Raw genomic sequence first — 14351 nt, 5'->3', positions numbered from 1 at the left:
GGTGCTCCTTCAGCGGCCGAAGAACCGGGGGCCGGCCCAGTTGAACAGGCGCCGTGCGCCGATGGCCAGCAGCAGGTAGATGACCGTGGCGACGATGAAGGCCTCGAAGGCGCGGAAGTTGCGGCTCTGGATGAGGTTGGCGGCGTAGCTCAGCTCCTCGACCGAGATCTGGCCGCACACCGCCGAGCCCAGCATCACGATGATGATCTGGCTGACCATGGCCGGCCACACCTTCTTCATGGCGGGCGGCAGCACCACGCGCACGAAGGTCTGGGCCCGCGTCAGCGCCAGGCTGGCGGCGGCCTCGATCTGGCCCTTGGGCGTGGCCTCCACGCCGGCGCGGATGATCTCGGTGGCATAGGCGCCGAGGTTGAGCACCATGGCGATGATCGACGCCACCTCGGGCGTGAGCTTCACCCCTGCGGCCGGCAGTCCGAAGAAGATGAAGAACAGCTGCACGATGAAGGGCGTGTTGCGGATCAGCTCCACATAGGTGCCCACCACCCAGCGCAGCCAGCCCGGCCCCCAGGCCCGCGCCCAGGCGCAGCCGATGCCCAGCGCCATGCCGATCACGGTGGCGATGGCCGTGAGCCCGAGGGTCCACGCCACCCCCTTGAGGAGCAGCGGCCATTCCGAAAGGATGGCCCAGAAGTCGAAGGTCATGGGAGGTCTCGGGCAATACGGCTACAGGACGCGATCAAGCAATGGGGGTGCTATCAGACCGGCAGGTCGCCAGCGGCTTTGCCCAGCCACTGCTTCGACATCTTGTCCAGCGTGCCGTCCTTCTTCGCGTTGGCGATGATCTCGTTGACCTTGGCCTTGAGCGCGTCCTCGCCCTTGGCGATGCCCACGAAGCAGGGGCTGTCCTTGAGCAGCAGCTTGAACTCGGTGTTGATCTGCGGGTTCTTGCGGATCATCTCGGCGGCCACGGCGCCGCTCATGGCGATCACCTGCGTCTGGCCGGCCACGTAGGCGGCGACGGTGGCGTTGTTGTCCTCGAAGCGGCGGTAGTCCACGCCGCTCGGGGCGACCTTGTTCAGCTCCTGGTCTTCCATGGCGCCGCGGGTCACGGCCACGGTCTTGCCGGTGAGGTCCTTGAAGTCCTTGACGGCCATCGTCTTCTTGGCGAACACGCCCTGGAAGAAGGGCGCATAGGCCGAGCTGAAGTCGATGACCTTCTCGCGCTCGGCGTTCTTGCCCAGCGTGCTGATGACCAGGTCGGCCTTCTTGGTCTGCAGGTAGGGGATGCGGTTGGCGCTGGTCACGGGCACCAGTTCGAGCTTGACGCCCATCTTCGAGGCGATCAGCTTGGCCATGTCGATGTCCAGGCCCTGGGGCGCCATGTCGGTGCCGACGAAGCCGTAGGGCGGGTAGTCGGTGGGAATGGCCACCTTCAGCGTCTTGGACTTGAGCACGTTGTCCAGCGCGCTTTGGGCATGCGCGGCACCGGCGAACAGTGCGGCAGCGGCCAGGCCGAGGGTGAAGAGGCGTTTGGAGGGCGTCATAGGAGCTTTCCCAGGTAGGTGGAGGAGTCGTCGGAGGAATCGGGGCCGCCGGCGGCGCCGCGCTTGCGCGCAGCAGCCTTGGACGGGGTGGTTCGCAAAAGCTGTGCCGAGGGGGCGGTGTCGGGGTTGGCGCCGCCCGCCCGCACGGGCGCCAGGGCTTCGCGCAGTCGCGCCAGCGGGTCGGGCGCGGTGGAGACGCTCAGCGCCGCCTGCACCGTGCCGATGTGTTCGGCCATCAGTGCCTCGGCCTCGGCGATGGCGCCGCGCTCCAGGGCCTCGACGATGCGCACGTGGTCCTCGCAGGACTGCTCGGCATCGTGGGTGGACTGGTAGCGCATCGCGATCAGCGTGGTGCGGGCGGTGTAGTCGCGCAGGGTGTCGGCCAGCAGCGAGTTGCCCAGGCAGTCGGCCAGGCAGACGTGGAAGTCGCCCAGCAGGTAGCTGCGCTTGCCGATGTCGTCCTGCCGCAGGGCGGCCTTTTCCTGCTGCAGGTGCAGCTTGAGGCGCTTGAGGGCCTCCTTGCGCACGCCGCTGGCGCTCTGGCGGATCAGGCCGGTCTCGATCACGCGGCGGGCCTCGAAGGCCTCGCGCGCCTCGTCCTGCGAGGGCTCGATCAGGTACCAGCCGCGGCGGGCGCTCACCGTGACGATGCCGCGCGCCGCCAGGCGGGTGAGCGCCTCGCGCACGATGGTGCGGCTGCAGTCGAAGAGCAGCGCCAACTCCTGCTCGCCCAGGCGGGAGCCGGGCGCCAATTTCTGGGCCAGGACCGCCTCGACGATGCGGTTGCTGATGTCGGTGGACGAGATCGCCATGCGCGGATGGCGAGCACGAAGCATGCCAATCTGGTATGCAAGCATGGCGCACGAATGTGGTTCATTCCTGGGATGAACCGCCCTGGCGTGCACCACGGCCATGCGAGGGCCGCACGCTTGGAGTGCGGCGGCGGCGTTAGGCCCAGGCGGCGGCCTGCGCCCGCCAACTGCGTTGTTCCTCGCCTTCCATCTGGACGGCCCCGGTCAGCTCGGCCGCCCGCGCCACGCCGTGTGCGGCGCAGTAATCGTGGAGCCCGGCCACGATGCGCTGCATCGCGGCGGGATCGATGAAGGAGGCCGTGCCCACCTGGATGGCGGTGGCGCCGGCCAGCAGGTATTCGACGGCGTCCTCGGCCGTGGCGATGCCGCCGCAGCCGATGACCGGGATGCGCACCGCCCGCGCGCATTGGTAGGTCATGCGCAGCGTGACCGGCTTGAGCGCCGGCCCCGACAGTCCGCCCATGCCATTGCCCAGCCGCGGGCGGCGGGTGTGCACGTCGATGGCCATGCCCAGCGCCGTGTTGCCCATCACCACCGCGTCGGCGCCGGCCGCTTCGGCGGCGCGGGCGATGGCGGACACGTCGCCTGCGTTGGGCGTCAGCTTGGCCCACAGCGGCAGGCCGGTGGCGCGCCGCATGGCGGCGATGGCGTCGTGCGTGCTGCGCGCACTCATGGCGAAGGCCAGGCCGTCGGCCTCCAGGTTGGGGCAGGAGATGTTGGCCTCGATGGCGGCCACGCCGGGCCTCGACAACACCTGCACGGCCGCCGCGAACTCGGCCACCGTATCGGCCGACAGCGAGACCACCACCGGCGTGCCGAAGCCCTGGTAGGCCGGCAGCACGTCGCGCACGAAGGCGTCCAGCCCCTTGCTGGGGATGCCGATGGAGTTGAGCAGGCCGCCCTGCACCTCGGCCACGCGGGGCGTCGGGTTGCCCACGCGCGTCCTGGGCGTGACGCTCTTGATCACCAGGGCACCGAGGGCGCCCAGGTCCAGCGCTTCCTGGTACTCGACGGCGAAGCAGCCGGAAGCCGGCATCACCGGGTTGCGCAGCGCCAGGCTGCCGATGCGCACCGAGAGATCAGCCATGCCAGCCTCCCACCATCTCGCGCAACGGAAACACCGGGCCCTCGCGGCAGACGCGCTGCAGGGCGACGCGGCCGTCCTGCTCGAAGGGCCGCACGCAGGACAGGCACACGCCCATGCCGCAGGCCATGCGCTGCTCCAGCGCCACCTCGGCCCGGACCTGCGGATGCGGCTGCAGCAGCCGGCGCAGGAGCAGCGCCAGTCGCTCGGAGCCGCAGGTGTAGACGGCGTCGCAGCCCGCGGTCAGCAGGCCGGCCAGCAGCGGTTCGACGCGGTCCACGGCGGAGCTGCCATCGCTGTCGAAGACGGCATGCACCGTGGCCGGTGCGCCGCGCAGCAGCTCACGGGCCATCGCATCGGCCGGGCTGCGGGCGGAGAGCAGCACGTCGATGGCAACGCCAGCCTGCGCGGCCTGCCGCACCAGCGGCGCCATGGTGGCCAGGCCCACGCCGCGGGCCACCAGCACCATGCGCCGGGCCTCCGTATCAAGCGTGAATCCCTGGCCCAGCGGACCGACGATCTCCATCGACTGGCCCTCGCCCAGCGTGGCCAGCGCCTGCGTGCCGGTGCCCGCGACGGCATAGAGGAATTCGACCGTGCCGGCTTCCGGCCCCGTGCCGTACACGCTCATCGGCCGCAGCAGGAAGGGCTGCAGGGCGCTCGTCTGCGGGCAGCGCAGTTGATAGAACTGGCCGGGCCGCGTGGCGCTGACCAGGTCCACCTCGGCCTGCAGACGCAGGTAGCGGTAGCGCGCGTTGACCGCCTGGTGGGCCGTCACGCGGCAGCGGTGGCTGGCCACCCGGGCCGGGGCGGCCGTGGCGCAGGTGGCGGGCAGATCGTCGACAACGGTGCAGTTCATGGCGCGGCCTCTGCGGTAAGGGGGGCAGGGGCGAGCGCGCCGACCGGCAGGTCGGCCCGCAGCGAGGCCACGGCTTCGCGCAGCACGGCGATGCCGGCATCCAGGTCTTCGCGCGCAAGGGCCTCGTGCGGGTTGTGCGAGCCGTGCGCGTTGCGCACGAAGAGCATGGCCGAAGGAATGCCGGCGGCGGCGAACACGGCGGCGTCGTGGCCGGCGCCGCTGGGCAGGCGCTCCAGCGGCTGGCCGAGCGCGGCGCCGGCCGATTCGAAGCGGCGGATCCAGCCCTCGTCCATCGTGGCGGGCGCGCTGGCGACAGGCTCGTCGAATTCGAAGCGCACGCCGCGCTCCGCGGCCACCGTCTCGCATTCCTGCTTCAACAGCGCATGGAAGCGGCGCAGCGTCTCGGCATCCTGGCTGCGCACCTCGAAGCTGAATTGCACCTCGCCCGGGATCACCGACACCGCATGCGAGGCGGCAGGGGTGGTGAAGATGCCGGCGGTCATCACCAGGTCCATGCCCATCTGCAGCAGCACGCGCCAGTGCTCGTCCATGCGGGCCAGCAGCTGGGCCACGGCCAGCACCGCGTCGTGGCGAAGCCAGCGCGGCACGGCGCCCGAGTGGCCGGTCTCGCCCAGGCAGCGCACGCGGTTGTGGCGCAGGTTGCCGCGGATGCCGGTGACGGCCGCCACCGGCCAGCCGCGGGCCACCATCACCGGGCCCTGCTCGATGTGCAGTTCCAGGTAGGCGGCGACGGGCGCCGGCAGCAGCAGCTCGCCGCGTGCGATGGCCGCCACGTCGGCGCCGCAGCGGGCCAGGGCCTCGCCCAGCGTGCCGGTGCCCGTGCGATGGCGCAGCGCCAGCGCCGAGGCGGGCAGGCGGCCCAGCAGCGCCAGGGAGCCGACATAGGCGCGGCCGTACCAGGCGCTTTCCTCGCCGCGCAGCGCCAGCACGCGCAGCGGCGGAAGGCTTTGCCAGTCGGCCGCCAGCGCCTGCAGCACCGCGATGCCGGCCACCACGCCGGCCAGGCCGTCGTAGTTGCCGCCCTGCGGCACCGAGTCGACGTGCGAGCCGATGACCACGGCCGGTTCGTCCCGACGGTCGGCCGCGATGCGCAGCCACAGGTTGCCGGCGCGGTCGGTCTCGGCGGCCAAGCCCATTGCTTCGGCCTCCTGCGTCAGCAGCGTCAGCGCGGCGCTTTCGCCGTCGCCATAGCTTTCGCGGGTGATGCCGAGGCCGTCATGGGTGGCCTGGCCGATTCGGTCCAGAAGATCGAAGGGCGTCATGCCGCCACCCCCGTGCCGCCGTGGGCCACCGACCATTCGATGGGGGCGGCGCTGAATTCGGCCAGCATCTTCAGCGCGGCGTCGTCGAGGCAGCCCGCCTGCTGGAGGGCCGCGTGCAGATGGCGCCACGAGGCCAGGGCGTGCAGCGCCACCGGCGCCGAGGCGGGCGGCACCTGCGGATAGATGGCGTAGTCGAACAGCACCAGCACGTCGTCCACCTGCGCGCCGGTCTGGCGCAGCGCGGCCGCGGCGGCGTTCTTGGAGCGGCCGTCGGTGCTCACGTCGTCCACCAGCAGCGTGCGGCAGCCCGGAGCCAGCCGCCCCTGCAACTGCGCCTGCACGCCCCAGCCGATGGGCCGCTTGCGCAGCGTGAGCAGGGGCAACGACAGGCGCTCGGCCAGCCAGGCGGCCAGCGCGATGCCCGAGCTTTCGGTGCCCACCACGGCGCCGATGCCCTGTTCGCGCACCCGCGGCGCCACCGCCTCGGCCATGCGGTCCAGCAACTGGCGTCGACGCGCGGGTTCGGCCAGCAGGGCATGCACATCGACGTAGACCGGGCTGGCCCAGCCCGAGGTGTAGAAGAAGGGGGTGCCTTCGGCCAGGCGCACGGCGTCGGCCTCGACCAGGGCGCGGGCCACGGAGGCGGCGTCGGATTCGGAAAAGATCATGGGCTTGCAGAAAGGAGCAAGCGGCGCATCCTAGGCAGCCGTCTCGGCGCGGCGAAGTGCAAAAATCTCCGCGAGCCGTTCCGATCCGCGATGGCTCGGCCCCGGGCGGCCCGCGCCCGACGCCCGAACGCCCGCATGCCCCGTCCTCCTTCTCCCCGCAGCTTTGCCCGGCAGCTCGATGTCGGCACGCTCGACCTCTTCGTGCTGGTGTGCGAGACGGGCAGCATCGCCCGCGCGGCCGAGCGCGCGCAACTGGTCGCCTCGGCCGCCAGCAAGCGCATCGCCGAGCTGGAGTCGCTGGCCCAGGCGCCGCTGCTGGTGCGCCATGCCCGGGGCGTGCGGCCCACGCCGCTGGGCCTTGTGCTGTTGTCGCATGCGCAGGCCATCCTGCTGGCGGTCGAACACCTGCGCGAGGATCTTGCCGAAGCCGCCCAGGGCATCCGCGGCCGCGTGCGCGTGTGCGCCAGTGCCTCGGCGGTGGAGCAGTTCCTGCCGGCGGACCTGGCCGACTTCATGCGTCGCCATCCCGACATCCGCATCGACCTGCGCCAGGCCGCCAGCCGCGCGGTGGCGCAGGCGGTGCGCGAGGGGACGGCCGACGTGGGCGTGTGCGGGCCCAGCGACGACGTGCTGGGCCTGGAAAGCCGGCCCTACCGGCAGGAGCAGCTGGTGCTGGTCGTGCCGCGCGGCCATGCACTGGCGCGGCTGCGGCGGGTGGCCTATGCGCGCACGCTGGACTGGCCGCAGGTGGGCCTGCGCGACAGCAGCACGGTGCAGGCGGCGCTGTCGCAGGAAGCCAGCAGCACCCGCCGTGTGTTGCGCCGTCACATCGAAGTGGACAGCCTGAGCGCCCTTTGCCGCATGGTGGAGGCGGGACTGGGCGTCGGCGTGATGCCCGAAGGCGCCTTCCGCGCGCTGGCCGAAGGCACGCCCCTGCGCGCCGTGCCGCTCACCGATGTCTGGGCTCGGCGGGAGTTGCGCCTGTACGCGCAGCGTTTCGACGGCTTGCCCGCCGTGGCCCAGCGCTTCGCCGATCACGTCGCCCCCGTCTGAGGCAGCCGCAGCGGTCGACGGCCGCGCGCTGTTGCGGGTTCCGCACTTGGGCTGCCACGGCACGACAGTTATTCAAATACCGCAAACGTATGTTTTACATTGTCAGGAACGAGGCAAAATGTATTCAGGACGGCGCGGAAATGCCGATAAGAGAAGAAAACTCCGGATGACCGTCTGCCGGCCGCAGGCATGTCCCCCTGAAAGCCCTTGCCCTGACCGCCAGCGCCACGCCTCTTTCGATGGATCTCGACGACCCGCTGAAGCCTGACCTGGTCCATGACCTGACCGGGCCTGTGCGCGTGATGGCCGATGCGCTGGACGGATTGGCGGTGGGCTTGTGCCTGTTCGACGACCAGGACCGCTGCCTGCTCTGGAACCGCACCTTCCTGCGTTTCTTTCCGGAACACGAGGGCCATGTGCATGTCGGCGAGTCGTACCGCGACAACCTGCGCCGCTTCTACGGCGTAAGGCTGGCGTCCGACGAGCGCGGCCAGCTCGACCGCTTCGTTGCCGAGGGCCTTCAGCGCCACCGTGCGCAGCACCGGCCCTTCGCCTTCGAGCACCGGGGGCGGTGCCTGTGGGTGTCGTCCCTGCCCATGCCCGGCATCGGCCGGGTGCGCATGTGGCGCGAGGAGGGCGGCGTGCAGCTGTCGGGCTCCGCCGGCACCTCGGGCATCGCCGGCCTGGACAGCCAGGCGCTGCTGGACCACATGCCGGACGGCGTGATGATCACGTCGCCCGACCAGCGCATCGTCTGGGTCAACGAGCCCTTCCTGGCGATGTACGGCCTGCGCGAGCGCCAGGCGGCCATCGGCAGCACCTTCGAGCAGGTCTTTCGCGCCGCCTGGTCCGCCACGGCGCGCGAGGGGGAGCGGGCAATGTTCGACGAGGGCGTGGCCATCCTGGGCGAGAACCTGCACTTCACCGGCGCGCCCTTCGAGCTGCCGCTGCCCGATGCGCGCTGGAGCCGGGTGATCGGCGAGCGCAGCGCCGGCGGCACCTGCTTCTTCGCCCATGTGGACATCACGCTGCTCAAGCGCCAGCAGCAGCAGCTGTTGATGGCCAACTGGCGCACCTGGGAAAGCGACACGCTGCTGCGCCAGAAGTCCACCATGCTGGAGGCCGCGCTCGAGCGGATGGAGCAGGGCATCATCATGGTCAACCCCCAGGGCGTGGTGGAGGTCTGCAACAAGCGGGTGGTGGAACTGCTGGACCTGCCGCCCGAGCTGATGGCGTCGCGGCCGGCCTTTCGCGAGGTGCAGGCGATCCAGCTCGCCCAGCGTGTGGCCCGCGGCATGCCGCCCGGACTGGCGGCGCAGCCGCAGGCGATCCCCTTCGACCAGCCCTACCGCTACGAACGCCAGCAGCCCGATGGCCGCGTGATCGAGGTCTACAGCGTGCCCATGGATGGCGGCGGCGCCGTGCTCACCTACACCGACATCACCGACCGCCGCCGCAGCGAGGAGCGCATCCGCTACCTGGCGCGCCACGACGGCCTGACCTCCCTGGTCAATCGCGAGGTCTTCCTGGAGCACATGGCCGGCGCCGCGCTGGCCGCCAGCCACGGCGGCGAGGGCTTCGCCGTGCACTACATCGACATCGACAACTTCAAGCCCATCAACGACCGCTACGGCCATGCGGCCGGGGACAAGGTGCTGGTGACCGCCGCCCGGCGCATGCGCGAGGTGATCGGGCCGGGCGACGTGCTGGCGCGCATCGGCGGCGACGAATTCGCGCTGCTGCAGCACGGCACCAACGCGCCTTCGGCCGCGCGTTCGCTGGCCGAGCGCATGCTGCTCGCGCTGGGGCAGCCGATGGAGGTCGACACGCAGACCCTGTCGGTGAAGGCGTCCGTGGGCATCGCGCTGTCCACCGGCGTGGGCGACGACCCGGACGAGCTGATCCGCCGGGCCGACAGCGCCATGTACCTGGCCAAGGCGCGGGGCGCTGGCGGCGTGTGCCTGTTCGGGGCGTTGGGCGGCTGGACCGGCGAGGGCGCGGACTCGTCGCCTATGTGACGCGGAAGGGGCTTTCCCGGTGTCGTGTGCCCGGGGGCGGGGCGTAGGCTGGCGGCTTTTGTCGCGACACCGCATTCCCTCACCCATGTCTGCCGACCGCCCGCACTACCGCTTCTGGCCCAAACGCCTGCCGCACGCCATCACGCTGCCCGCCACCTCGCTGTGGCACAACCTGGCCACCAGCGCGCAGCGCTATCCCGACAAGGCGGCGCTGGTCTACTTCGACCGCGTGACCTCGTACCGCGAACTGGCGGCGCAGGTCGAGGCACTGGCCGGCGCGCTGCATGCGCTGGGCGTGCGCCGCGGCGACCGCGTGGTGCTGGACATGCAGAACACGCCGCAACTGGTGGTGGCGCATTTCGCCATCCTGCGGGCCAACGCCGTGGTGGTGCCCGTCAACCCGATGAACCGGGCCGAGGAGCTCAAGCACTACATCAGCGATCCGGACGCCAAGGTCGCCATCACCACGGCCGATCTGGCGCCAGAGCTGGCCAAGGCGAGCGATGCACTGCCCGAGGGGGAACGGCTCGCGCACCTGGTCGTCACCCAGTTCACCGATGCCTTCGATGCGGCAGCGGCGGACGGCCCGTCCATGGCGCCGGCCTGGAAGAACTGGCTGCTCACCCGCCACGAACTTCCGCGGCTCGATGGCGGCGAGGTGCATGCCTGGACCGACTTGATGGCCCGCAACGCGCCCGCGCCGGCGCACGAGGTGGGCGCCGACGACATGGCCCTGCTGCCCTACACCAGCGGCACCACCGGCCTGCCCAAGGGCTGCGTCCACCTGCACCGCAGCCTGATGCACAACGCCGTCTCGGGCCAGATGTGGGGCTGCGCCCATGCCGACACCGTGGTGCTGGCGGTGGTGCCCATGTTCCACATCACCGGCATCGTCAGCATGATGCACACGGCCATCCTGGCGGCGGCGGCGCTGGTCATCATGCCGCGCTGGGACCGCGACGTGGCCGGGCACCTCATCTCCACCCGCAAGGTCACGAGCTGGACCAACATCCCGACGATGGTGATCGACCTGCTGGCCAGCCCGCACTTCAAGAACTACGACCTGTCCAGCCTGATCTACATCGGCGGTGGCGGGGCTGCCATGCCGCAGGCCGTGGCGCAGCGGCTGCTGGACGAGTTCGGCCTGGCCTACCAGGAAGGCTATGGGCTCACCGAAACGGCCGCGCCCTCGCACAGCAACCCGCCCGACCATCCCAAGCAGCAATGCCTGGGCATGCCCTTCATGGGCGTGGACGCGCGCGTGGTCGACCCCGACACGCTGCAGGAACTGCCACCCGGGGAGTCCGGCGAGATCATCATCCATGGCCCGCAGGTCTTCGAGGGCTACTGGAAGCGACCCGATGCGACCGCATCGGCCTTCATCGAGTTCGAGGGCAAGCGCTTCTTCCGCTCGGGCGACATGGGTCGCATGGACGAGGAGGGCTACTTCTTCATCACCGACCGCCTCAAGCGCATGATCAATGCGAGCGGCTTCAAGGTCTGGCCGGCGGAGGTGGAGCTGCTGATGTTCCGCCACCCAGCCATTCAGGAGGCCTGCGTCATCGCCACCCGCGACACCTACCGCGGCGAGTCGGTCAAGGCGATGGTGGTGCTGCGGCCTACGCACAAGGGCACCACCGCCGAGGACATCATCGGCTGGTGCCGTGAGAACATGGCCGCCTACAAGGTGCCGCGGCAGGTGCAGTTCCTCGATGCGCTGCCCAAGAGCGGCAGCGGCAAGGTCATGTGGCGCCTGCTGCAGGAGGCGGAGGACGGGGCGAAGTAGACATCCCGCCCCTCGACGCGGACGCCCCGTGGCGGCCGCTGCGGCACAAAAGAAAACGGCCCGCGCGAAGCGGGCCGTTCTCATTCAGGCCATGCACCTGCCGGTGGGATGCACCAGCAGGGCAAAGGGCTGATTTCAGTACGAGTTGCGATAGCCACCACCGCCACCGCCGCCGTAGCCGCCGCCGCTGCCACGACGATCACCGCCGCCGCCGTTGCCACCGGTGCGCGGCGTCATCGGACGGGCCACGTTCACGGTCACGGCGCGGCCGTCGATGCTCTGGCCGTTGAGGCCGTTGATGGCAGCCTGGGCTTCTTCGGCCGAGCCCATCTCCACGAAGCCGAAGCCCTTGGAGCGGTCGCTGTCGCGGTCGATCATGACCTTGGCCGAGTTGACGTGGCCGAATTCGGAGAAGTGACGCTGGAGGCTTTCGTCACGGGTGCTGTAGGCCAGATTGCCAACGTAGAGTCTGTTTTCCATGGGTTTCTTTCGTTCTGCCGCGTTTGAAGTTCGATGCGGCAAGGTGGGTTGAAGGGGAAGCGATCAGCGCTGCGGCGGACGCTTGCGCGGCGCGGCAGAGGCTCCACCCGAGCGTTGCTCGAGATGGCGGAAGGTGAGGCGACCCTTGTTCAGGTCGTAGGGCGACATCTCGATGGAGACCTTGTCGCCGGCCAGCACGCGGATGCGGTGCTTGCGCATCTTTCCGCCCGTGTAGCAGATGAGGGTGTGCCCGTTGTCGAGCGTGACGCGAAAGCGGGAGTCCGGCAGGACTTCTTCCACCTTGCCTTGCATTTCGATCAGTTCTTCCTTGGCCACGAAGCTCCTTGTCAGTGATGGGGTCGGTCGGCCTGTATCAGGCCAGCTGGTTGTTCAGCACGAAGTGCTGGCCCTGGGCGAGGGCATAGCGCTCGGCGTTGGCGGCGCTGTCGAATCGCGGGATGAACCGGAAGATCCGGTCGTGCATGCCGCGGCGGATGGAGACGGACGCGGCGTACTGGCCGGTGTCGGTCAGCCGCGTCAGCGGTGTGATGAGGTAGCGGCCCAACGATTGGGCGGGAATGTTCTGCATGAAATCGAAGTTCGTGATCCGCGTCCGGCGCGGACCTGCGCTGGGTGGCAAGCCGAAGGCTGCCATGCGCAGAAAAGTGAAACCCTGAGGGGTGGATCCAGCCCGCAAGAAAGGGTGATGCGGACGGGCGATGAACTCGCCGAAGAAGATGGGCGTCCGGCCAGAATTTTGGGACCGAAGCCTGGGCAGCCCGGGAAGCTGCGCGGTGCCAATCAAGGGCGGGGGCGGCGAGTACGCCCCGGCCAATCGACGGAGTATAGCCGATCACGGCTGACTCTGCTCAAAAATCCCCTCCGGCGGCCACGGCGGGTGTTACGCTGTGTCATCGACGCTTGGAAGGGCACGAATGAACACTGCCTCGCTTTCTAGACCTCGGCAGGATGCACTGCGCATCGAGCTTCCGCGGGTGGCCAACCTTCTGCAACGCCGGCGTGCCGGCGAGATCGATGAAGCGACGATCGACGATCTGGTGGCCTTGTCCTGGCTGGAATGGATGGGTGGATCCCTCCAACTGACGACCACGGGCTCCAACATCTGCAGGCAGCAGAAGCTGAGAGAGGACTAGCGTCTTCGGCGCAGCGCGCCCGCCGCGTCAGTACTGCCTTTCACGGCAGTTTGTCGCCTTCGCCCCGGGGGCAGAAAGGCCGCGCAGGGCGGTGCGCAGCAATGCGCGCCAGTGACACAGGGGTGTCAGAAATGATGGTTATGGCGGCTATCCAGTTTTTCTGTGGAAAACGTTGGGGATAAGGTGGTGGCGGCGTCGCCAAACCCCATTGTTGCGGTGTGTTTCCTTGGATTGCTGCTTATCTGAGCAGTCGGACGGGGCGCATCGGGCCTCTCAGTCCCGGCCGGCCCGTACCTCGGGCACCACTCGGGCATTGCGGCGGAACGTCCAGTAGGCGCTGGCCCAATCCATCAGCACGATCAGCCGATTGCGAAAGCCGATCAGGAAATAGACGTGCACGAACAACCAGAACAGCCAGGCCGGATAGCCCGAAAAGCGCAGCGCGCCGAAGGGCGTGGGCACATCGGCCACTGCCGCGTTGCGGCCGATGGTGGCCAGGCTGCCCCAGTCCTTGTAGCGGAAGGCCTGCGGGGGACGTCCGGCCTGACGGGCAAGGATGTTGCGGGCAGCGGTGCGTCCCATCTGCTTGGCGGCCGGTGAGACGCCCGGCACGGGGCGGGGCGCCTGTTCCGGCACATGGCTCATCGCCGCCGCCAGATCGCCCACCACGCTGATCTCCGGGTGGCCCGGCAGGCTCAGGTCGGCCTGCACGCGGATCCGCCCTGCGCGGTCGCATTCGGCGCCGGTGGCCTCGCCCAGCAGACGCCCCAGGGGCGATGCGGCCACGCCGGCGGCCCAGATCACGCAGCGGCTGTCGATGCGGACGACCTCGCCTTCGCTGCCGCCTTCGCGCACCTCCAGCCCGTGGGCATCGATGCGCGTGACCATCGCATTGAGCCGCACCTTCACGCCCAGCTTCTCGAGTTGCTGCCGGGCCCGTTCGCTCAGGCCCTCGGGCATGGCCTGGAGCACGCGGCTGCTGCCTTCGACCAGCAGCACCTCCGCGGTCGAAGGCACGATGCGGCGGAACTCGCCCGCCAGCGTGTGACGTGCGATCTCGGCCAGGGTGCCGGCCATCTCGACACCGGTGGGGCCGCCGCCGATCACCACGAAGGTGAGCAGCGCGCGTCGACGCTCGGGGTCTTCCTCCAGTTCGGCCAGCTCGAAGGCCGTCAGCACCCGACGCCGGATCTCGAAGGCATCGGCCAGGGTCTTGAGTCCCGGCGCGTCGGCGGCCCATTCGTCATGGCCGAAGTAACTGTGGGTGGCCCCTGCCGCCACGATGAGATGGTCGTAGGGAACGGCATGGCCATTGGTGAGGTGCACGCACTTCGCCGCTGCATCGATGCCGCCGACCTCGCCGAGCAGGGTGGTCACATTCGGCTGCTTGCGGAACAGCCAGCGCGATGGGGCCGCGATGGACGGGGCGGCAAGCCCCGCCGTGGCCACCTGGTAGAGCAAGGGCTGGAAAAGGTGATGGTTGGTCTTCTCGATCACCACGATGTCCAGCGGCTTGCCGCGCAGGGTGCGCGCAGCCTCGAGTCCGCCGAAGCCGCAGCCGACGATCACCACGCGTGGAAGGGCAGGGGTGCTTTGTGCAGAGGGCATCGGCCCATTATGGAAGTGCGGGTCGGCGCGCCAGCGGCGTA

General features: G+C 69.7%; 15 protein-coding genes. 4 read left to right on the top strand and 11 right to left on the bottom strand.

Annotated elements, in window-relative coordinates:
- Positions 1-9: 9 nt before the first annotated feature.
- The 7 genes from ACT54X_RS22785 to ACT54X_RS22755 form a co-directional block, all read right to left on the bottom strand.
- Positions 10-663 carry an amino acid ABC transporter permease gene (locus ACT54X_RS22785; RefSeq protein WP_294368501.1) on the bottom strand — a complete coding sequence of 218 codons (654 nt, stop codon included), beginning with the start codon at positions 661-663 and terminating at the stop codon, positions 10-12.
- A 53-nt stretch (positions 664-716) separates the two neighbouring features.
- On the bottom strand, positions 717-1505 hold the full coding sequence (locus tag ACT54X_RS22780) for a transporter substrate-binding domain-containing protein (RefSeq protein WP_294368498.1): 789 nt from the start codon (positions 1503-1505) through the stop codon (positions 717-719).
- A complete protein-coding gene (locus ACT54X_RS22775; RefSeq protein WP_476348772.1) occupies positions 1502-2341 on the bottom strand; it encodes a GntR family transcriptional regulator in 840 nt (279 codons plus the stop codon). Before ACT54X_RS22775 ends, ACT54X_RS22780 begins: the two co-directional genes overlap by 4 nt.
- A gap of 112 nt (positions 2342-2453) precedes the next feature.
- A complete protein-coding gene (locus ACT54X_RS22770) occupies positions 2454-3404 on the bottom strand; it encodes a dihydroorotate dehydrogenase (RefSeq protein ID WP_354319969.1) in 951 nt (316 codons plus the stop codon).
- Positions 3397-4260 (bottom strand): dihydroorotate dehydrogenase electron transfer subunit, encoded by an 864-nt coding sequence (locus ACT54X_RS22765; protein ID WP_476348770.1) that lies wholly within the window; start codon positions 4258-4260, stop codon positions 3397-3399. The genes ACT54X_RS22770 and ACT54X_RS22765 overlap by 8 nt, the downstream gene beginning before the upstream one ends.
- Entirely contained in the window at positions 4257-5543 is a 1287-nt protein-coding gene (locus tag ACT54X_RS22760) for a hydantoinase/carbamoylase family amidase (protein ID WP_294368490.1), read from the bottom strand. Before ACT54X_RS22760 ends, ACT54X_RS22765 begins: the two co-directional genes overlap by 4 nt.
- On the bottom strand, positions 5540-6211 hold the full coding sequence (locus ACT54X_RS22755) for an orotate phosphoribosyltransferase (protein WP_294368488.1): 672 nt from the start codon (positions 6209-6211) through the stop codon (positions 5540-5542). The genes ACT54X_RS22760 and ACT54X_RS22755 overlap by 4 nt, the downstream gene beginning before the upstream one ends.
- Before the next feature lie 135 nt (positions 6212-6346).
- Between ACT54X_RS22755 and ACT54X_RS22750 the strand changes: the two genes are divergently transcribed.
- The 3 genes from ACT54X_RS22750 (at position 6347) to ACT54X_RS22740 (ending at position 11068) form a co-directional block, all read left to right on the top strand.
- A complete protein-coding gene (locus ACT54X_RS22750) occupies positions 6347-7264 on the top strand; it encodes a LysR family transcriptional regulator (RefSeq protein ID WP_294368485.1) in 918 nt (305 codons plus the stop codon).
- Between the two features lie 239 nt (positions 7265-7503).
- Positions 7504-9282 carry a PAS-domain containing protein gene (locus tag ACT54X_RS22745; RefSeq protein ID WP_294368483.1) on the top strand — a complete coding sequence of 593 codons (1779 nt, stop codon included), beginning with the start codon at positions 7504-7506 and terminating at the stop codon, positions 9280-9282.
- Positions 9283-9367: 85 nt separating this feature from the next.
- Positions 9368-11068, top strand: a complete 1701-nt coding sequence (locus ACT54X_RS22740) for a long-chain fatty acid--CoA ligase (RefSeq protein WP_294368480.1) — start codon at positions 9368-9370, stop codon at positions 11066-11068.
- Between the two features lie 135 nt (positions 11069-11203).
- Here ACT54X_RS22740 and ACT54X_RS22735 read toward each other — a convergent pair whose 3' ends face one another.
- The 3 genes from ACT54X_RS22735 to ACT54X_RS22725 form a co-directional block, all read right to left on the bottom strand.
- On the bottom strand, positions 11204-11548 hold the full coding sequence (locus tag ACT54X_RS22735; RefSeq protein ID WP_476348767.1) for an RNA recognition motif domain-containing protein: 345 nt from the start codon (positions 11546-11548) through the stop codon (positions 11204-11206).
- A gap of 63 nt (positions 11549-11611) precedes the next feature.
- Positions 11612-11884 (bottom strand): translation initiation factor IF-1, encoded by a 273-nt coding sequence (gene infA / locus ACT54X_RS22730; protein WP_017760753.1) that lies wholly within the window; start codon positions 11882-11884, stop codon positions 11612-11614.
- 37 nt (positions 11885-11921) lie between these two features.
- Entirely contained in the window at positions 11922-12137 is a 216-nt protein-coding gene (locus ACT54X_RS22725) for a hypothetical protein (protein ID WP_294368473.1), read from the bottom strand.
- Positions 12138-12483: 346 nt separating this feature from the next.
- Between ACT54X_RS22725 and ACT54X_RS22720 the strand changes: the two genes are divergently transcribed.
- The gene (locus ACT54X_RS22720; RefSeq protein ID WP_052383800.1) at positions 12484-12702 is read left to right on the top strand and encodes a hypothetical protein; all 219 of its coding nucleotides are present in this window, start codon (positions 12484-12486) and stop codon (positions 12700-12702) included.
- A gap of 273 nt (positions 12703-12975) precedes the next feature.
- On the opposite strand, the gene ACT54X_RS22715 is transcribed toward ACT54X_RS22720, so the two are convergent.
- Positions 12976-14310 (bottom strand): NAD(P)/FAD-dependent oxidoreductase, encoded by a 1335-nt coding sequence (locus ACT54X_RS22715; protein WP_476348764.1) that lies wholly within the window; start codon positions 14308-14310, stop codon positions 12976-12978.
- Between the last annotated feature and the right edge of the window lie 41 nt (positions 14311-14351).

This window comes from Pseudacidovorax sp. DMC4, assembly GCF_056314265.1.
This window is presented reverse-complemented; position numbering and strand designations above follow the sequence as displayed.